The 19,460-nt window shown below is 50.5% G+C and carries 21 protein-coding genes; 1 reads left to right on the top strand and 20 read right to left on the bottom strand.

From position 1 onward, the window contains the following. Window positions 1–29: 29 nt before the first annotated feature. The 16 genes from BN7444_RS08570 to BN7444_RS08645 form a co-directional block, all read right to left on the bottom strand. The gene (locus BN7444_RS08570; protein WP_068458213.1) at window positions 30–1,037 is read right to left on the bottom strand and encodes an AIR synthase family protein; all 1,008 of its coding nucleotides are present in this window, start codon (window positions 1,035–1,037) and stop codon (window positions 30–32) included. Window positions 1,038–1,046: 9 nt separating this feature from the next. Further along, window positions 1,047–2,534: a type IV pilus biogenesis protein PilM gene (locus BN7444_RS08575; RefSeq protein WP_068458215.1), complete on the bottom strand. Its 1,488-nt coding sequence runs from the start codon at window positions 2,532–2,534 to the stop codon at window positions 1,047–1,049. Window positions 2,535–2,596: 62 nt separating this feature from the next. Continuing rightward, window positions 2,597–3,301, bottom strand: a complete 705-nt coding sequence (locus tag BN7444_RS08580) for a prepilin peptidase (protein ID WP_068458217.1) — start codon at window positions 3,299–3,301, stop codon at window positions 2,597–2,599. Next, on the bottom strand, window positions 3,298–3,666 hold the full coding sequence (locus BN7444_RS08585) for a prepilin-type N-terminal cleavage/methylation domain-containing protein (RefSeq protein WP_068458219.1): 369 nt from the start codon (window positions 3,664–3,666) through the stop codon (window positions 3,298–3,300). Before BN7444_RS08585 ends, BN7444_RS08580 begins: the two co-directional genes overlap by 4 nt. A 9-nt stretch (window positions 3,667–3,675) precedes the next feature. Next, window positions 3,676–4,866 (bottom strand): type II secretion system F family protein, encoded by a 1,191-nt coding sequence (locus BN7444_RS08590; protein WP_068458221.1) that lies wholly within the window; start codon window positions 4,864–4,866, stop codon window positions 3,676–3,678. A gap of 7 nt (window positions 4,867–4,873) precedes the next feature. After that, on the bottom strand, window positions 4,874–6,082 hold the full coding sequence (locus BN7444_RS08595; protein WP_068458223.1) for a GspE/PulE family protein: 1,209 nt from the start codon (window positions 6,080–6,082) through the stop codon (window positions 4,874–4,876). Window positions 6,083–6,129: 47 nt separating this feature from the next. Further along, window positions 6,130–8,220 (bottom strand): type I DNA topoisomerase, encoded by a 2,091-nt coding sequence (topA, locus tag BN7444_RS08600; protein WP_068458225.1) that lies wholly within the window; start codon window positions 8,218–8,220, stop codon window positions 6,130–6,132. Window positions 8,221–8,243: 23 nt separating this feature from the next. Next, window positions 8,244–9,317: a DNA-processing protein DprA gene (gene dprA, locus BN7444_RS08605; RefSeq protein ID WP_082941334.1), complete on the bottom strand. Its 1,074-nt coding sequence runs from the start codon at window positions 9,315–9,317 to the stop codon at window positions 8,244–8,246. Continuing rightward, window positions 9,305–10,831: a YifB family Mg chelatase-like AAA ATPase gene (locus tag BN7444_RS08610; RefSeq protein ID WP_068458227.1), complete on the bottom strand. Its 1,527-nt coding sequence runs from the start codon at window positions 10,829–10,831 to the stop codon at window positions 9,305–9,307. The genes dprA and BN7444_RS08610 overlap by 13 nt, the downstream gene beginning before the upstream one ends. 1 nt (window position 10,832) lies before the next feature. Further along, a complete protein-coding gene (locus tag BN7444_RS08615; protein ID WP_082941335.1) occupies window positions 10,833–11,192 on the bottom strand; it encodes a YraN family protein in 360 nt (119 codons plus the stop codon). A 196-nt stretch (window positions 11,193–11,388) separates the two neighbouring features. After that, window positions 11,389–11,742, bottom strand: coding sequence for a hypothetical protein (locus BN7444_RS08620; protein WP_068458230.1), 354 nt, complete (start codon window positions 11,740–11,742; stop codon window positions 11,389–11,391). A gap of 9 nt (window positions 11,743–11,751) precedes the next feature. After that, window positions 11,752–12,282 carry a hypothetical protein gene (locus BN7444_RS08625; protein WP_068458232.1) on the bottom strand — a complete coding sequence of 177 codons (531 nt, stop codon included), beginning with the start codon at window positions 12,280–12,282 and terminating at the stop codon, window positions 11,752–11,754. After that, window positions 12,279–13,685, bottom strand: coding sequence for an ATP-binding protein (locus tag BN7444_RS08630; RefSeq protein WP_068458234.1), 1,407 nt, complete (start codon window positions 13,683–13,685; stop codon window positions 12,279–12,281). Before BN7444_RS08630 ends, BN7444_RS08625 begins: the two co-directional genes overlap by 4 nt. Window positions 13,686–13,687: 2 nt before the next feature. Then, window positions 13,688–14,389 (bottom strand): response regulator transcription factor, encoded by a 702-nt coding sequence (locus BN7444_RS08635; protein WP_068458236.1) that lies wholly within the window; start codon window positions 14,387–14,389, stop codon window positions 13,688–13,690. Window positions 14,390–14,400: 11 nt separating this feature from the next. Then, window positions 14,401–14,967, bottom strand: a complete 567-nt coding sequence (locus BN7444_RS08640) for an HD domain-containing protein (RefSeq protein WP_068458237.1) — start codon at window positions 14,965–14,967, stop codon at window positions 14,401–14,403. 1 nt (window position 14,968) lies between these two features. Beyond that, window positions 14,969–16,027 carry a s-methyl-5-thioribose-1-phosphate isomerase gene (locus BN7444_RS08645; protein ID WP_245654213.1) on the bottom strand — a complete coding sequence of 353 codons (1,059 nt, stop codon included), beginning with the start codon at window positions 16,025–16,027 and terminating at the stop codon, window positions 14,969–14,971. Window positions 16,028–16,086: 59 nt separating this feature from the next. Between BN7444_RS08645 and BN7444_RS08650 the strand changes: the two genes are divergently transcribed. Beyond that, window positions 16,087–16,812 (top strand): MTAP family purine nucleoside phosphorylase, encoded by a 726-nt coding sequence (locus BN7444_RS08650; protein WP_068458241.1) that lies wholly within the window; start codon window positions 16,087–16,089, stop codon window positions 16,810–16,812. 45 nt (window positions 16,813–16,857) lie between these two features. On the opposite strand, the gene pyrR is transcribed toward BN7444_RS08650, so the two are convergent. Genes pyrR through BN7444_RS08670 form a run of 4 tightly spaced genes read right to left on the bottom strand, consistent with a single transcriptional unit; the run spans window position 16,858 to window position 19,435 of the window. Continuing rightward, window positions 16,858–17,370 (bottom strand): bifunctional pyr operon transcriptional regulator/uracil phosphoribosyltransferase PyrR, encoded by a 513-nt coding sequence (gene pyrR / locus BN7444_RS08655; protein ID WP_068458242.1) that lies wholly within the window; start codon window positions 17,368–17,370, stop codon window positions 16,858–16,860. After that, window positions 17,355–18,257: an RluA family pseudouridine synthase gene (locus BN7444_RS08660; RefSeq protein ID WP_082941336.1), complete on the bottom strand. Its 903-nt coding sequence runs from the start codon at window positions 18,255–18,257 to the stop codon at window positions 17,355–17,357. The genes pyrR and BN7444_RS08660 overlap by 16 nt, the downstream gene beginning before the upstream one ends. After that, entirely contained in the window at window positions 18,247–18,711 is a 465-nt protein-coding gene (gene lspA, locus BN7444_RS08665) for a signal peptidase II (protein WP_068458246.1), read from the bottom strand. The genes BN7444_RS08660 and lspA overlap by 11 nt, the downstream gene beginning before the upstream one ends. 7 nt (window positions 18,712–18,718) lie before the next feature. Continuing rightward, the gene (locus BN7444_RS08670; protein WP_068458248.1) at window positions 18,719–19,435 is read right to left on the bottom strand and encodes a YlmH/Sll1252 family protein; all 717 of its coding nucleotides are present in this window, start codon (window positions 19,433–19,435) and stop codon (window positions 18,719–18,721) included. Between the last annotated feature and the right edge of the window lie 25 nt (window positions 19,436–19,460).

The following is a 19,460-nucleotide window of genomic DNA, read 5'->3' on the forward strand; positions in this document are numbered from 1 at the left end:
ATGTCAAACGCTTCTGAGATTTTGTAATTTTACTGTAACTTTAAAAGAGCGCCATATAACTCATCGGGACCGGGCGATGGAATGGCTTCTTCTCCATCTCCGTTTTTATAAATGACGCGAAAATCGTCTGTGATCTCGCCGATTTTCGTAAATAAAATAGATCGCTCTTCCAATTCGTTTCTCATGGGTTCAAAGTCGTTTCTGTCCATAACGACCAACATGGATCCACTGGATATAAGCCGGTATAAATCGATATCGGCTATCTCGGCCAGAGCTCTCGTCGAATCGAGAACGGGAATGGCTTCTTTTTCGATGCACATGCCGACGCCGAGGGCTCGCGCCATTTCCCAAAGGGCGCCTTCCACGCCGCCTTCGGTGACATCGTGCATGGCGCGGATGTGATAGCCCGCGGCCACTTCTCCCTCTTTCTGAACGCTCAGTTCATTCATCAGCTCTTGCCCTTGGGAAAGAAGTTCCTCGCCCATGTCCTTCAATGCATCGGCGCAATCCGTACATATAATCGCCGTGCCTTCCAGGCCGGCAACCTTGCTCATAGCCACCACATCACCGGGTTTGACTGCGTCGGAATCGGGCATATGCTCTTTGGCGACGCGACCGATCACCGTAGAGATCATCACCGGCTTTGATACGGCATCCGTGATCTCCGTGTGACCGCCAATAATATCCATATTCACTTCATCCGCCGCCCTTTGGGCATCGGCCATAATGGTTTCGATCTCTTTCGACGATGTGTTTACCGGCAGCAGCAAAGTGAGCAACACGCCGACGGCATCGGCGGATTTCGTGGCCACATCGTTGACGCTGATGTGAATGGCCAGGGCACCCAGATTTTCGGCGGCGCCGGTAATGGGGTCGCTGCTTAAGACGATATAGTCACCTTCCATGTCCAGTAGTGCCGTGTCCTCGCCAATAGAGGATGCGCATAAAACTTCCTTGCGCTTCGATTTCAGCTTCGAAAGAATCAGTGCATCCAAATCTTCATTGGATAATTTTCCCACATCCTTGAAAACTCTCATGGGCAGCCTCTAAATGCTTCCCATATCGCCGTTGGCTTCGTCGCCCGGCATCGTTTCGGAGACGTTTGAATTGTTCATATTGCCTTCGGTTGAATCGGTATCAGAGGAAGTGTCCCCTTCCCCGCCGGCTAAATATACGGTCAATTGGAAGTACACCACATCGGCGACCGTTGCCGTCGGCTCTTCTTCCACTTTTACATTTAGAAGCTCTTCCAATTGCTTACACCAAGATTGAACCACATTGGCGTCGTTTGTTTCGCCGCGAATGGTTAAGGTGCCTCCTTGATAATCCAGACCCGTTACGGTCAATGTATCCGGGGCGGAAGATTTGACTTTAGTAATGGCATCGGCCACATCGACGGCGTTTTGAAGGTCGCCGTCTTCCATGGAAGGCATTTCTTCTTCCTGTTCCTTTTCCTGCTCGTGGGTCGCGACAATAAGATCGCGATTTTGTTGTTTTAGTTTTTCGCCGTAAATAAAGGAGCCGATCAAGATAACGAAGGCCAGAACGAGCCCTGCCGCCGGAATATAATAATTTTTACCCAGACCGCCGGAGCCTTTGCTTTTCATAAACAGAGCGGTTGCATCGGGATTATCCATAGCCGAGGAGAAAATATCACTCAGCAAAAGAGGACGATAGTTTTTGTCGTCCGCCAATTCTTCGAATAAGCCGCATTCGACGAAGGAACCGGCGATAAATTGTCGGTCGGTGAGGGAAAAATCGCCGCCCATATGCTCTACATGGCCCAGGGCTTCGTAGTAGGCCGACTGCATGTCCATCATGACATTGGGACGATCCACATCGCTCATGCGACCGTCGTAATTATCGTCTTTAATACGCAGTACGTCCTCGGCTTCCAATTCGTTTCTGCTCATGAAATCAAGCACGGCGTCGTTGACTTCCGTGCGGTCGAAGTAGCGGTTTTCGTGACCGTAATAGAATCCCAGATGGCTCGTGCCGACGAAATTAATTCGGCCGCCGCCCAACCAATGGGCGTACTCCAGACACAAGGTCGAAAAAGGAATCACGCCGCGAAGTTTTAATTCGCATTTTTTCGCCAAATCCCGATACCCGTCCAAGGTCGCTTCCGGGAAAATGGTGATCAGCAAGTGATTGACATCGTCGTCGCTCTTCAAATCCACCGAATCCATGGCGTAGTCTTCCAAATCTTGGGCAAACAGGGACGGACTTTCGTTTTCGATTAAAGAAGCCCGCTCCTTATCCGTCATGGACGGCACGTGCATGGTGCGGTTCACCGCCAAGCTTGAATTCACGACAAATAATGCCTTGGACTTGGTCAGGCCGTTTTCTTCCAAGGTCTTTTTAAGCAAATAATGTAATTGGGCGCTGTCGGAAATTTGACCGTCGCCCACGACGTTCAACGGTATATCAAAGGAATAAATTTCGCCGTTAGCATCTTTATCGCCATACTTGAAGACGTAACAGCGGCGATCTTCAAAATATACAATCGCTTCATTTTTATTAAATAAGTTCATCTTACCCTCCTACAGGCATTATATCCTATGAATGCGAAATTTTTATGGAAAACCGCCGATTTCTATAATAAAAAATTTTCTACTATCACATAGGCCCAAAGGAAAAAGGGAAACATGGGAATGGCCCTCTCCTTGGTCAGTTTCAAAAGAAATAATCCCCCGCCCACAACGGCCGCCATAACAAAGGCGCAGGTAAAAAATAGATAGCTGTTCCATATTCCCTCAATGCCTAAGGCGAGCAAAGTTGCGTAATAAATATCGCCTTCGCCCACGGCCTTCGGAAAGAGAAGATACAGAACGCCCATGATAAGTAAAATAAAAAGACCGCTTAGAGGATGCAGGGAATGTTTGAGAAAGAGACTGAGGACGAAAACAATCCCGCCGACGATTAAATCTCTCGTGTATACGTCCCGGTGGCGGCAGTCTTCCACTGCCAAAAGATATAGGATGAAGATTCCCGCAATCCAAAACAGTGTTCTGCTGTCCATGCCGTGGTTGAGGCACAAAAAGACGACGAGGATGCCGCCGATGGCTTCCGTTAAAGGATGAAAGGGGGAGATTCTTTCGCCGCAGATGCAGCGTCCTTTGGCCAAAAAATAGCCGAAGACGGGAATTAAATAGGGCCAAGGAATCGGTCGACCGCAAGCGTTGCAGTGGCTTCTGGCGCGGATCCAATCCTCTCCCCGCCTGCGCCTCTCGTCGAACAAGTTAAAGAAAGAAACAAAGGATGCCGCCAGGAAAAAAACGGCAAAATAGATGGGAATCATTGATTCGAATTGTCAGGAACAAGTTTCTTGTCACCGACTTTCACCGGACCCGGTTTTACAATCACCTGCCCGTCCTTTAATTCGACGGTAAATTTGTCTTCATCCAAAGCCTTTGCCGGTTTAGGATACTCGCCGGATTCCAGATAAGGTTTCAGAAACTTTTCCTCGATCTTCCCTTCTTTGGGATGGTCAATGGAATAAAGAATGGCCGCATTCTTTAAGACCCGCACATTGGCATTGTGTGCCGTGGCTTGGGCGCTTAAATTGGATTTTTGATATTTAGGAATGGCAATGGCGATGAGAAGCGCCAAAATCGCAATGACGATGATCAGTTCGATAAGGGTAAATGCCTTTTTCTTCTTCATGATTTCCTCCTAAAAACTATTTACCATGTCAAACATAGGAATGGCGATAGAAAAAATAATAAATCCGACGACGGCGGCCATAATTAAAATCAGAGCCGGTTCCATATAGACGCTGATGCGTTCGGCGCGATTCTTCTGTCGGCCTTCTTCCAAGTGGATCGCCACGCTCAGCATATCGCTCACCGCTGAAGAAGCCTCGCCTAAGGCGACAAATGAGCAGTTCTGCTCCTTAAAGAGATCGCTTTCGTTCATGACCTTGGACAACTCCTCCCCTTTCATCAAGCCTTGAATCATTTCGCCGGCTTGCCGCTGAATATAAGGGTTTTCAGAGCCCACGTGAATGTTTTCGATTATTCGCAAAAGATCCACGCCGTTGTCCATTTGCATTTTCATGGTTCTCAACTGGCGTAGCTCGAAGGGATCTCTATGAAAAGGTGTTGCCAATGGCATATGGTAGAGCCGTCTGTAAAAGCCTTCCGAGGTCTTCGGATGATTTTTCAAAATAAGAATCGCCAGCACCACCACTAATATGGCAATCATGTAAACCAGGCCGTAATGCTCAAAGTGGCGGGCCATGGCGATGAGCATGCGGGTCATGACCGGAAGCGGCACCTGCTGAGATTCAAATACATCGGTGAATACGGGAAGCACCGAGTGAAGCACGACTTGCAAGACGAAGAGGGAAGTAATCATAAGGATCACCGGATAGGCCAAGGCATTGGTCAGCTTTCGATGCATTTGCTGCTCGTCGTCGAAAAAATCCGCCAGCTGATGAAAAATTTCATCCAATGTGCCCGCCGCTTCGCCGCTCTTAATCATGCCGGGGACGAAACGGGGAAAACAGTCGGCATCGGCAAAAGCCTCGGAAAGCAACTTTCCCTGCCTTACGGAATCCACAATAAATTCCAGCTTCTCCTGCTGTAGCCCTTTGCTCTGTCTGGCCATTAATTCCATGACCGTAACTAAATCCAAACCGCCGGAGGACATAAGGGCCAGTTGAGAAAACATCACGGCCAGCTGCCCCTTGGGTAGCATTCGTCGGGGTTTGGTTAAATGAAAACTCCCGCCAGATTTTTCAATGGAGATCACGCGGTAGCCACCTTCGTGAAGTCGGTCTTTCACTTCCTCCATGCTGTCGGCGTTCATTTCTCCTGTGAAGAGACCGGAAGATCCGTCGAACATCTTGTATTTGTATTTCATGGCTCACCTACATGGTCATAATGGTGCGGTATGCTTCTTCAATGCTGATGCTGCCCTCCAGAATCTTTTCTCTGAGGGCTTCTTTCAAGGGTATCATGCCCGATTCCACTGCCGCAGCCTTTAAGGCATCTAAGGAGACACCGGGCTTGATGAGGGAACGTATCTTTTCATCCATTACCATGATTTCAAATACGGCTTTCCTTCCCGTATAACCTTCGAAACATTTTTCGCAACCCACCGCTTCGTAGGTGGTGTCGTCGATTTTGAAATAGTCGTCTTGCGTGTGGACTTCTTTTTTGCAATGGTCACATAGCTTTCGCACCAAGCGCTGGGAGATGACGCCGATGATTCCCGCCGAAAGCATGTAGGGCTCGACGCCCATGTCCATGAGGCGAATCATGGCCGAAGGCGAGTCCGTCGTATGTAGAGTGGAAAAAATTAAGTGGCCCGTAATGGAGGAGCGCAGAGCGATTTCCGCCGTTTCCATGGAGCGCACCTCGCCGACCATCATGACCTCCGGATCTTGCCGAAGCATGGCTTCAAGGCCCGTTGAAAAGGTGATGTTCGCCTTGGGATTGACCTGCATTTGATTGATGCCGTCGATATCGAACTCCACCGGGTCTTCAATGGTCAAAATATTTCGCTCCACGCGGTTTAACAGCTGAATAAATGTATAGAGGGTGGAGGTCTTGCCCGAGCCCGTGGGCCCGCAGATCAAGACCAGACCAAGGGGCTGACGCAGTAATTTTTGAACCAGTTCCAAATTACTTCCGCCTAAGCCGATGCCTTCCGGCGTGTAGTCCAGGCCCGTGCGGTCCAAAAGACGTAGCACCAGCTTCTCATCCCCTTTTACGGGAATAGCCGAGGCGCGAACGTCTACACCTCGCCCGCCGTATTCAAAGGTGAAGCGGCCGTCCTGAGGTCGGCGCTTTTCGCCGATATCCATGGAGGAAAGAAATTTGATCCGCGTTACAAACTCGGAGTAGGCGCTTTTGGGATAGGTGCCGTACAAAAAAAGCGTGCCGTTACGACGCATACGGACCCGCCAGCTCTCGCCGGCAGGCTCGATATGCACGTCGGAACAACACGCTTCGGCGGCATCATTTAATATGGTTTGACTTAATTGGACCGCACTAAGGCCGCCACCTTGAGAAGTGGTTTGACTATTTCGGATACTACCGCCTTTCGAAGCGGAAAAGTTTAATTTCTTGTCCATCCTAACCTCCAAAACAGTCTTTTGTAAATAAGTCGTCTTTTAAATGATTATTTTTCTTTGGCTTCGTTTGCTTCAGCACGCACGTAATCGCAATCCGGATTATGGCATTGAATTCGTGTGCCTTTTTTCGTGACCTTTTTCGTCAGAATATCGCCGCATTTCGGGCAACGCTCGTCGATGGGCTCGTCCCAAGAGACGAAATCGCAGTCGGGGTACTTGTCGCAGCCGTAGAATTTACGTCCCCGCTTGCTCCTTTTGATGACTACTTCTCCGTCGCCGCATTTCGGGCACTTCACGTCGACCTTTTCCACCAATGCCTTGGTGTTTCGGCAATCGGGAAAGCCCGGGCATGCGAGGAATTTTCCGTAGCGGCCCATTTTGATCACCATGTTTCTGCCGCATTTTTCGCAGATCACATCGGTGGGCTCGTCGCGAATTTCGACCTTCTCGATTTCCTCTTCCGCATGGATCAAGTACTCTGCCAATTGTTTGTACACCGGATCCACAGCCTCTTGCCAAACCATCTCTCCATCGGCCACCGCATCCAGGCTTTGCTCCATCTTTGCCGTGAAGGCCTCGTCCACAAACATGGGGAAGTACTCGGTCAAAAGATCGTTTACCGTTTCGCCTAATTCTGTAGGCACGAAACGCCGCTCTGCGCTTACCACATAGTATCTGGATAGAAGCGTGTTTATAATCGGCGCATAGGTACTGGGACGGCCGATGCCCAGCTCTTCCAAAAGTTTAATCAATGAGGCTTCGTTGTAGCGAGCCGGCGGCTGAGTGAAGTGTTGTTCGGGCAGCATTTCTTTTACTTTTAAATGTTCCCCCACTTCCAGGGCCGGAATTTCCTTGTCCTTTTGGTCCTTGGAGGGAAATACCCGTAAAAAGCCGTCAAAGACCAAGGTGTTTCCGTTCAGTTGAAACATTTCCGTATTGCTCGCCAGTTTTACTTTTTGCGTATCGTAAAGGGCTTCGGTCATTTGAGATGCCACAAAGCGGGACCAAATCAATTGATAGAGGCGGAATTCGTCACGCCCCAAACTGTCCTTAATGCTGAGAGGCGTGCGATTAACATCCGACGGGCGAATACATTCGTGAGCGTCCTGGGTGTTTTCTTTTTTCTTCGACCAAGTAGAAGGCGCGCTGTACTCTTCGCCATAAGCCTTTAAAATATGGGCCTTGGTTTGCGCTACGGCCTGTTCGGAGATCCGGGTCGAGTCCGTACGCATATAGGTGATCAAACCGACGGAACCTTCGCCGGGAATTGAAATCCCTTCATAAAGTCTCTGTGCCAACTGCATGGTCTTGCGCGTGGTAAAGTTCAGGCGCTTATTCGCCTCCTGTTGCATAGTGGATGTCGTAAAGGGCGGCAAGGTGCGCCTTTTTCTGGATCCCTTTTGAATGTCGGAAACCACGAGCTCCTTTTCGTTCATGCGGGCGAGGACCGCATCCACATCGCCTCGGTCTTTTAAGGGAACCGATTGGATTTTTCCGCTTTTCAACGTGCCGAAGTACTTGGCTTCAAAAGTCTTGCGATTTTTTAATGCCTTTGCCACAATGGTCCAATACTCGGAAGGCTCGAACTCCTTGATCTCCTCTTCCCTGTCGCAAATAATTTTTAAGACCACGGATTGAACCCGCCCGGCGCTGAGTCCGGACTTTACCTTTTTCCATAAGAGGGGGCTGATCTTATAGCCCACCAGGCGGTCCAAAATGCGGCGGGCCTGTTGAGCGTCCACAAGCTCCATATTAATGGGCCGAGGATTTTTTATGCCGTTCTTTACGGCGTTTTTCGTAATTTCGTTGAAAGAAATACGCACATTGTCTTCGGGGTTCATATCTAAAATATGAGTTAAGTGCCAGCTGATGGCCTCTCCTTCCCTATCCGGGTCAGTCGCGAGAAGGACTTTGTTCGCTTTTTTCGCTTCCGCCTTCAGCTCTTTAATCACCGGCCCCTTGCCCCGTATATTGATGTATTTCGGTTCGTAATTGTCTTCTATGTCAATGCCTAATTTCGACTTCGGCAAATCGCGAATGTGTCCCACCGTGGCCACGACCTTGTAATGGCTTCCCGCCATTTTGCGGATGGTCTTAGCCTTCGTCGGCGACTCTACGATAATCAGATTTCTTGCCAAACTATCCCAAATCCTTTCCTGCTCTAAAGTATTTCGATGCAATCACTGTCGACACCTGTAATATAATTTTTTAATTCCAACATGGTTAATACGCTCAACACTTCGGTAATGTCCCAACCGACGTGAGCCATAAGGGTCTCTGTATTCTGATGACCGTCCACTATACTATCATACAATGTTTTTTCTTCCAAAGTGAGATCGGAAAGATCCGGTGAAGATTTTTTCTTGTTCATCTGATAGACGGGATGATTTAAAATATCTTCCGGTGACAGGGCGATGGATGCGCCGTCGAAAATGAGGCGGTTCGTTCCCTGGCTGTAAATGGAATCCACATTGCCACAGACGGCAAAGACTTCCCGTCCGTATTCCGCCGCCAAGCGCGCCGTAATCAAAGAACCGCTCTTTTCCTTGGCCTCCACCACCAACACGCCGTCGCCTAAAGCGGCGATAATGCGGTTACGCTCGGGAAAGCGAAATGGCTGAGGCGACGTACAGGGCGGGTATTCACTTAAGATTAAGCCGGTGGATTTAATGGCTTCGTAACAAGCGCGATTGCTTTTCGGGTAACAGTCGCCGATGCCGTTACCTAAAACGGCGATGGTTTCACCTCCGGCATCTAAGGTGGCCTGATGCGCCAGCTTGTCGATGCCCAAAGCGAGGCCGCTGATGATGACGAGGCCCGAGGAGGCCAGTTGCGAAACGAATTTTTTGCATACTCTTTGACCGTAGTCCGTGTGCTTTCTCGCGCCGACTACGGAAAGAGATGGCTTGGCCATAAGTTCCAAATTCCCCATGGCGTAGATAACCATGGGCGGATCCGGCGTCAGGGCAAGCTTTTCGGGATAAAAATCATCGCCGACGACTAAAATCTGAATGCACTGCGCGTCGATGACTTTTTGCCTCTTGCTGATGTCTCGATTCAGAAACATGGCCGCCCGCTCTCTTAATTTCTGCGGAATGTTTTCTCCTTCGAGAAAAGTCAGCTGCCCCTCCTCTTCCGTTAAATAGCCGTAAAGTTCGATGAGTTCTTCATTGGGCATACCGGCGAGGGACAGGCGGATCAAAAGTTTTCTAAGATCTTCTCTTATTCCGACCAATATTTTCCCTCCACTGATTTATAGCGCACCGCTTCCAATACGTCTTGATCCGTAATGGGACCGCCGTCGCGCAGATCGGCAATGGTCCTCGCCACCTTCAATACTTTGTGAAGGGATCTGCCGCTGAATTTATATTTCTTGTACGCCATGTCCAGAATCTTTTGGGAGCTCGGTGTCAGCTTGCAGTATTTCTCCACATGGCGATCGGGAATGCCCGCATTAGTAATGATGTCCGTGCCTTCGAAACGGGCCTTTTGAAAGCCTCTCGCCCGCTCTACGCGCTCCCGCACGGTTTTTGAATCCTCGCCCTTCACATTGTCCTTCATGTCTTCGTAACTGATGGGCTTTACTTCCACCTGCAAATCGATGCGGTCGAGGAGCGGGTGAGAGATCTTGCTCAAATATTTCTGAATCTGTTGCATGCTGCAGCTGCATTCGTGATTGGGATCCTGGTAATAGCCGCAGGGACAAGGGTTCATGGACGCAATCAATTGAAAGTCCGCGGGAAATTCCAGGCTCGCAGTCGCCCGTGCCACGTGAATCTTTCCGTCTTCCATGGGCTGGCGCAATACTTCCAATACGCTGGATTGAAACTCGGGTATTTCGTCGAGGAATAAGACGCCGCGATGAGCCAGGGAAATTTCTCCGGGCTTGGGAATGCGGCCGCCGCCGATGAGGGACACGCCGGAGGCTGTGTGGTGGGGCGAACGGAAGGGACGCTCCGTCATCAGGCGATTCTCCGCCAAAAGACCGGAGACGGAATAGATCTTCGTCACTTCAATGGCCTCTTCAAAGGTCATCCCGGGCAATATAGTGGGCAGTCGCTTGGCGCTCATGCTCTTTCCGCTTCCCGGCGGGCCGATCATTAAGAGATTGTGTGCCCCCGCCGCCGCCACTTCCAGGGCGCGCTTTAATTGACTCTGGCCTTTTATGTCGGCAAAATCCACGTCAAAGGATTGCGTATGCTCCATTGGATTTTCCACCGTCGCCTCTTCGATGGTAGATTCACCGGTAAGAAGTGACACCACTTCTTTTAAATTGGCTGCGGGATAAATGCTCACGTCCCGGACGATGGCGGTTTCGTTTTCGTTGGCCTTGGGGACGATGAATTTCTTGTAGCCCAATTCCCTGAGGGAGATCACCATAGGCAGGGCGCCGCGAATGGCGGAAATTTCTCCGTTAAGTTGAAGCTCCCCTAAAAATATGTAGTCGTCGATGACCTTTGGATCGCCGATGCCTTCTGCGGCTAAGACGGATACGGCCACGGCCAAATCCATTTGTGAACCGTCTTTTCTGCGATTGGCAGGGGAAAGATTTACGGTGATCCGCTGCTGCGGATAGGGCATGCCGATATTTTTAATCGCCGCATGGACCCGCTCGCCTGACTCGCGAATTTGCGCGTCGGGCAAGCCCACCATAAGAAAACGCGGAAGCCCGCGACTTAAATCGCACTCGACTTCCACGACGAATCCTTCCAATCCCTCTAAGCTACAGGTTTTCACTCTGGCATACATGTCATTCCCCCAAGTCATTTCCGTCGAAGGCATTCTTTATGTGATGAATCATCGGTTGATCCGTTAAAAACACTTCGATGACGTCGAAACGGGCTCCGCGATAAAAAGCGGAACGATTCGCAAGGTAATGCTCCGCCGTCATGTAGATCTGGCGGCGCTTATAGACGTCTACGGCATCTTTCGGGTCGCCGTAGTTTACATTGGTCCTGGTCTTTACTTCCGTGAAGACGACGAAGCCTTTCGTAAAACTTATGATATCGATTTCACCATGCCTAAAACGAAAGTTTCGCTCCAAGATTTCGTGTCCCTGTTTCTGTAAAAACTTCGCAGCGATGACCTCGCCTGTTTCGCCGATGTTCATAATTCCTCCCTGCTTTACTCAATAATATATACTAAATCAGGTTTTAGCACAATTGTTTTATCAGAGATATTTTGAAGGGGCTTAAAAATTCAGCAACGCCACGCATTAAGGCACGGGTCTTGAAGAAACTTCTCGTTGATTTATTCAGCCCACAAAAAAATTTGCCGCAGGTGGCGACAAATTCTTCTCGTTCTATTTAGCTTTCTCTTCGACGGCGATCCGTATCCTTGCGAGTGTCGGGGTAGCGGTCCTTGTTGTAAATGCCGATGCACAGGGCAAAGAGCAAAGAGCAAATGCCCGCCGTTATGCAGACAACGGAAATAAAAATATTGGTCAGGCTGGAGCGTTCAAAGAGCCGGTTTAAAACCATGATCAGAGAAAACATGCCGATAAAGATCAGCGCCAGACCGGGCAGATAACGCAGAAATTTCATTCGCTTGCCCATCATATTAATGACGAAGGTTAGAATCAAGGCGACGACTACGCCTAAAACCAAAATCGCTATATAGGTTAAATTTCCATTTAGACTTTCAGAAACTTTCGATAACATCGTGTCCTCCTACTTGCCGGGCACCCGGGAGTAATAGGTCTTCTTCGGGTCGGCTTCTTCCATCAGGTTTTTCAGTTGACGCTCGTCCAGGGTACCTTTCGTCTTGACTAATTGCAGTAGATTTCCGTAGATGTCCATGTATGCCACGTCATCTTTTTCCCGATAAACGGTAAAGAGCAATTGGTCGTCTTGGTAAATGTCGATAATAAACAAATCGTCCCCGGCGATGCCCACGTCATCTTTCGTTTTATTATACCCTACTTTCATTAAATAGTCAGTCTTTCCTTTTCGGATGACGTAATTTACATTGTCCGCCCGCTGGTCGTTAAAGAGAGCGACATTGGGGGCGAATATAGCATCGGAGCCGATAATGGGCCGCAGGTCTTTGCTTTCGTCGGTGACGGTTTGAATTTTCGTCACGACCCAGCGCCCCTGAAGAGGCGAGCGATTGATCCGGGGCTTTTCGATGATGCGATAGTCCCCTTTGACGGGCCCGCAAGCGGTCAGTAGCAATAGCAATACAAGGATTAATTTTTTCATGCTGCCGCCTCGCTTCCTAAAGGTATAATCACGCGAATGGTGGTCCCCACGGATTTTTCCGAAACGATTTGTATGCTGCCGCTGTGGAACTTCACGATTTCGTCGGCAATGGACAAGCCCAGACCCGAGTGGGAATTGGAATGCTTGCCCTTGTAAAATTTTTCCTTGGCGAGGGCCAATTCGTTTTCGTCCATACCTACGCCGTTGTCGGAAATGATCATTTCGTAATTGGGGAAATTTTTCCGCGCTTCAAACAAGACCCATCCGTCGGCGTCGGTAAACTTAATGGCATTGTCGATGAGATTAATGAGTACTTGACGCAAACGGTCTTCATCCGCCGTAAGCAGCACCACTTCTTCGTTGATCTCGTTGATTAAATGAATGGACTCCTTCATGGCCCTGGGTTTCATCTGTTTAAATACATCTTCGCAGGTGGAAGTAATGTCGAAGCGATCTTTTTTTAATGTAATGCGGCCGGAAATGTACCTGGAAAAATCCAAAAGCTCTTCCACCATTTTCGACAGACGATCGGTCTCCCTTTCGATAATTTCAAAGCCTTCGTTCATGACGTCGGTATCCGCGGGATCCGTGTCTTTCAAGATCGCCGCCCAGCCCTTGATGGATGTAAGGGGCGTGCGCAGTTCGTGAGAGATGGATGAGATAAAGTCGTTTTTCACCTGTTCCTTGCGTACGATTTCCGCCGCCAAGGTGTTAATGGATTGAGCGAGCTGACCCAATTCGTCGTCTCGCTTCATGGTAATGTGTTTTTTGTACTGACCGTCCGCCAATTGGATGGCCGTAGATTGTATCTCTTCAATGGGTCGCGTTATGCTTTTTGACAACATGCGGCTCGCCACGACGGCGATAGCGATGACAAAGGCCGTCAAGACCAAGAGGTAGCGGCTCAGTGTCCATACGGAATGAATGGCCGGTACCAATGACGAGGAGTAGCGCAAAACGCCGATGACCTCGTCGTCTTGTGAGTAAAGGGGACGGGAGACGGAAAGGACTTTCGTGTCGGAAAAGGGCACGGGCCCGATGCGAAAACCGTCCTTCCCTTTTAAGGCCTGTAGCACGTCAGGATAGTCCTTCACCGGATCGTTAATGGCGCCGATGGAATCGTAAACCAATTGGGCGTCCTTATCGATCATCTGCACCTGACCGCCGAATTGATAAAATAACATGCCGTAATCGTCGGCCAAGAGCTCGTCCAAGCTGCTGCTTTTAAAATAGCGTTCGTAGGTGTAGACGGAGCTGTTCAACTGTTGATTTAAGTAGTATTTCACACCGTTATAGGTGTATTCCCGGAAGCCGAAAATCAATGCCAGGTCCAGGAGACTGACGGTTAAAAGAATCAGCGCGACGAAATTTCTCGTCAGCGTCTTTCGAATGGAGTGTTTCATCGTTACTTCGCGACGTTTTTCCAGCGATAGCCGACGCCCCAAACGGTTTCGATGTAGACGGGATGGGCGGCGTCTTCTTCCACTTTGGAGCGGAGGCGCCGAATGTTGACGTCCACGATTTTACTGTCGCCTAAAAATTCTTCGCCCCACACGGCGTTTAAAATTTCGTCACGACTTAAGGCGCGATTGGCATTGGTAATAAAGAATTTGACGATTTCATGTTCCGTCGGCGTCAGTTCAACTTCCACACCGTTTTTGTAGAACTTATGGCCGTAAACATCCACTTTGAAAATTCCCGACTCCAAGAAGCGCTCGCCCTTTTTCTCTTCCTTGCTGTCGGTACCTAAGCGGCGCTCCAAAGATTTAATGCGCAGGGTCAACTCCGTGGGGTTAAAGGGTTTAGTCAAATAATCGTCGGTGCCGCTTTGAAGGCCCATGATCTTATCGTAGTCTTCCGCCTTTGCCGTGAGCATAATAATTCCAAGGTGAGGGAAGGATTTTCTCAGCTTATCACAGACCTCAAAGCCATCCATCCCGGGCAACATAATGTCCAGAAGGACGATGGCGGGCTTTTCGCGTTCGGCGATTTCCAATCCCTCTTCGCCGCTTCCCGCTTCGAAAACTTCAAAGCCTTCCCGTTCTAAATTGATTTTAATAAACTTGCGAATGGACACTTCGTCCTCGACGAGTAATATTTTCGTCATGGGTCACCTCTCTATTTAAAATAAGCATCGACCTTTTCTTTAATCATGGCGTACAAGGGCGGAAATTTCCTTACCGGCTCGATGCGATCATAGACGTCTTCTTTCCGAATCTCATTGCTCTTCCACGTGCCCCCTCCGCCGGCGGCGTTTAAAAGAATGGGCTCGATGCGGTCCATGGCCAGAGCGAAGTGGGATTCCGGCGTCTCTTGCGCTTCAAATTCTTCCCACAAAGCCCTGAGCTCTTCGCCCTGAGCTTCGGGGAGCATGCCGTATAAATGCTCCGCCGCGCGCACTTCCCGCTCCCGCTTGGTCTTGTTGTTCTCCACGTCGTAGGCGAAGGTGTCGCCCGCTTCGATTTCCACCACATCGTGGAACAAAAGCATATACACCACTCGCTCCATGTCCACATCCATCGGCGCATATTCTTTTAAGAGAAAAGCCATGGCGGCGATGTGAAAGCTGTGCTCCGCGTCGTTTTCGTAACGATCGGCATGAAGCAGACGGGTGCGGCGATAGACGCTCTTCATTTTTTCCAGTGTGTATATAAAGTCGATTTGTTTTTCCAGATTCTCGTTCATATTATACGGCGAAATAAAAATCGCCCTCTCCTTTTTTCTCTTTGTATTGTTGCAGTTCGTGAGAAGGGAAAATGCCAAGGTCCGTCACTACGCCGGTGACCAATTTCGGCGGCGTAATGTCGAAGGCCGGATAATAGCCCTTCACGCCTTCTACCGTATGCTTGATGCTGTGGGCGCTTAGGCTCTCTTCGGGATCCCGCATTTCGATGGTAATGTCCTTGGCGCTTTGAATGTCCATATCGGGAATTCCCGTGGCGTAATAGGGGATATCGAAGTGGTCACAGACAATGGCGATCTGATGGGTGCCCACCTTGTTGACGATGCTTCCGTCCATACAAATGGAATCGGCCGCCGAGGTAAAAAGGGAGATGCCGTGATTTTCGATATAAGACGTCACCATATTATCCGTAATCACCGTGGTATCGAAGCCCATTTGCGACAAGACCGAGGCCGTAAAGCGGGCGCCTTGCAAAAAGGGCCGGGTCTCGGGGCAGACGAAGGCGATGTCTTTGCCGGTCTTCTTTATTTCTCGGCCCAACATGCCGATAATGGTTTCGCCGAAGCATTGGGTCATCACCGTGCCCTTTTCCGGAAGGGCCGCCATAAAATGCTTGGCCACCTCGTTAATGGCGGCGTAACGTCTCTCCATGGAGTGCAGGGCGTGATCCCGCAAAATTAAATCCAAGTCCCCGTCGTCGATATGCTCCTTGGCCACTGCTAAAGCGCCCTTCGTCACCTGTGCCATACGATTCGCCGTGGTCGGGCGGGCGTTTGCCAATACCTCCGCCGCCTCTTCTAAGTACCGAAGCCGCTTCTCGCCCTTTAAATCTCGCGCTTCGTGTGCGGCAAGGGCCATGCCCATAGCCGCCGCCGTATAAGGCCCCGCCGATTGGGTGACCATGGCGCGCAGGGCGTCGCGCACCTCTACGTGGCTCTTACAGCGCACGTATTCCACACGCACCGGGTAAATGCGCCGATCCAAAATATTGACCGCGCCGTCTTTATAAAAGGCCACATGCTCCGCCTGAAGCATGTAAGCTAAATCTTCATCAAAATGCATACGTCCCTCTCTTTCCATGTATAATAGTACCATAATCATCAAAGAGAAACGAGGTTATCATGCATTACGGAATCATCGGCGGTACAGGCTTCGAAGCCCCCTTCTCCCCCGCTAAAGAAGAAATTTTTTCCACGCCTTACGGCGACGCCAAGCTTATTTATCCCGAAAACAAGCCCTATGTCTTCGTCTCGCGCCACGGCACGGACCACACGATCCCGCCCCACAAGGTGCCCTATCGGGCAAATATTTGGGCGTTGAAGGAAATCGGCGTCACGGAAGTTTACGGTATCAGCGCCGTGGGCAGCTTAAAAAAAACTTACGGTCCCGACACCGTCCTCTTGTGCGACGACTTTTTGGATTTTACGAAAACCCGTGCCAATACATTTTACGACGGCAATCATGAATTCGCCAAGCACATCGCTATGGACGCGCCCTACGACGAAACATTGAACCGGGAATTCGAGAAGGCCTTCGGCGAAACACTTCCTCGGGGCGTTTACGTGTCCACGGAAGGCCCCCGCTTCGAATCCCGCACGGAAATAAAATTTTATGCATCCATCGGCGGCGACGTGGTGGGCATGACCAATGTGCCCGAAGTCGTTCTCGCTCGTGAATTGGGCCTGCATTACGCCAATATTTGCCACGTGGTCAACTACTGTACCGGCGTTTCGGAGATTATGACCATTACCAAGTCTGAAGATGTGCGCCGCGCCATTGTCCGCGCCATTGACAAAGTCTTTACATCGAATCGAACGCCCCGCGAGGTACGCATCGATCTTTTATAAAGCAAAAAAATTCCCGACGGCTATATAACTAAGCCGCCGGGTTTTTTATTCCGACACGTAAACGGCATCTTCGCCGTCGCATTCCGTGAAGTGCACGATGATTTTTTCCGATTGAGCCGTAGGCACATTCTTTCCGATAAAGTCGCCGCGAATGGGAAGCTCCCTGTGACCTCGGTCGATGAGGCCCACCAGCTGTACCTGTTTCGGGCGGTCCTTGACCATGAGGGCGTCCATGGCGGCCCGCACCGTGCGCCCCGTATAGAGCACGTCGTCTACGAGAACAACCCGTTTGCCGTCGATCTTTCCCATAAATTCCATGGGTAGAAAGGCCTCTTCCCGACGATCGTCTCGAAAGAAGCTCGGATCTAATGCATAGACCGGAACAGTGGTCGCCTCGATCTCTTCCATTTTCTCCTGAAGGCGCCGGGCAAGAAATTCGCCCCGCGTCACGATGCCGATGAGGACCACGTCGTCCAGGCCCTTGTTGCGCTCGATTATTTCATTGGCGATCCGTGCCGTGGCACGTTTCATGGCCAGGGCATCTAAAATCTTGTGCATCGATCCCCTCTCTCCTTTCGAATGTATGCGAGCATGCGCTCGGGAAGTTTCGATATGGCGACGACGGTCTCTCCCGTCACCGGATGGGTAAAGGCCAGGCGATAACTGTGGAGCAAGAGGGCCTTCTCCCTGTCGTTTTTCGCGCCGTACAAGGGATCCCCCAAGAGGCCGTGGCCCACGGATGCCATATGTACCCGTATTTGATGGGTCCTGCCCGTGTGAAGGGCGACGCGAATCAATGTGGAATCGCGAAAGGCGAGAACGGGTTCGTACTCCGTCAGCGCCTCTTTCGAAGGGTGTACCCCCGCCGCCATGCGAATGCGGTTTTTCGGATCCCTGCCGATGGGCGTATCGATGATGCCTTTTTGGCGAATGACGCCGCGACAAACGGCGTAATAGGTCTTTTTCACCCGCCGCTCTTGAAAGGCTTCCACCAGGCCCTCATAGGCCTCGTCGGTCTTCGCCACCACCATGACGCCGGAGGTATCCTTGTCCAGGCGATGAACGATGCCGGGGCGAAGAGGATCGCTTCCCTGAGCCAAATGATCGAAGCGGTCCAAAAGCCCGTGGACCAAGGTCTCTTCCTCACGACCCGCCCCGGGATGGACGACCAGACCGTAGGGCTTGTCGATACATGCAAGGTGCTCGTCTTCATAGAGCACATCGAAGGGCACGTATTTTGCCTTAAGGACATAGGGGGCCTCTTCTTCAAAAGCGATCTCATCCTTTGCCTGCAGCTTATAGCCCGCCTTCTCCCCCTTGCCGTTCACCGTCACCCGGCCTTCGTCCACGGCCTTTTTTATTTGAGAGCGGCTCATTTCCATGGCGTCGGCTAAAAAATTATCCAAGCGACCGCCGGCAGCCTCTACAACAAATTTATGAAGCATGGCTGCTCTTTTCATCGCCTATAAAGACGTGGACCATTAAGAGAATCGTGCCCACGACGATCATGGCGTCTGCCAAATTAAAGACGGCGAAGTCGTGTCCGAAAAAGCGAAAAGACAAAAAGTCCACGACGAAATGAAGCCGCACTCGGTCGATGAAGTTACCTACGGCGCCGGCGAGAATCAGCACCAGGGCGACGCGAAGCATACCTTTCACTTCGTTCCGCTTAAAATAAATGCCGTAGAGCAAAAAGGCGATGACTGCCAGGGTGATCACGATAAAAAGCGGGCGGCCTTCCTGCAATATGCCGAAGGCGGCGCCGCGATTTTCTACATAGAGCAGGCGGAAAAAGCCCGGAATAATATCCACCACCGTGCCGTCCGCCAATTGGTTCAAGACGACCAGCTTACTGATCTGATCCAAAGCGATGAGTAAAATAATAATAAGTGTAACCATAAGGCTCCTATCTGCTGTCTAATGTTCCGTAACGAAAGCGCACTTTGCCCTTTTTTGTTTCGTACAAAGGCTCGAAGATTTTGATGCGACCGAAACCGCGCACGGATAACAAATCCCCGCCGTCAATGATTTCGTGGGGCTTTTCAGCCCGCTTGAAATTGATTTTAATCAAGCCCTTTGCGATCAATCCCTTCACCTCGTCGCGAGACTTGTGGGTCACGGCGCGAACCACGGAATCCAACCGCATGGAAGAGACCACGGCGGCGGCCTCGAGCCAATCTTCTTCCGCTTCCGGCACGGCTTCCGCGGCGATTTCCCTAAGACGAATGGGTGCGGATCCGATTTTTCTTAAATTTACCGCGAGAAAGTTTGCGATCTCTTTTTTGACGATGACATAGGCCTCGTCGCCGAAGGTGGAGATGTCGCCGATCTTGCTGCGCTCGACGCCCAGTCCCAAAATAGAACCCAGCACCTGCCTGTGGTCCATGGGCTCCGCGCCTTCCAAATGAAAGGCGGACAAAAATTCGTCCTCCACCTCATAGGGCGCGAAGACGACGATCTTTCGCTCCCAATTCCCCTCGGGGAAAATAAAAGTTTCCACTGAAGGGAAATGTACGGCCAGGGACGTGACCAGGGACAGTTCATAAGGGTCTAAAAAATCACTAGCTGTCGCCCTGTAATTTCTCGAACAGATTTCCGGTAAATCCAGAACGTGGCGCAGCATAGTGATTTTTTCTGGCTCTCGTATG

This window comes from Peptoniphilus pacaensis (assembly GCF_900088125.1).
Taxonomy (GTDB): Bacteria; Bacillota; Clostridia; order Tissierellales; family Peptoniphilaceae; genus Aedoeadaptatus; species Aedoeadaptatus pacaensis.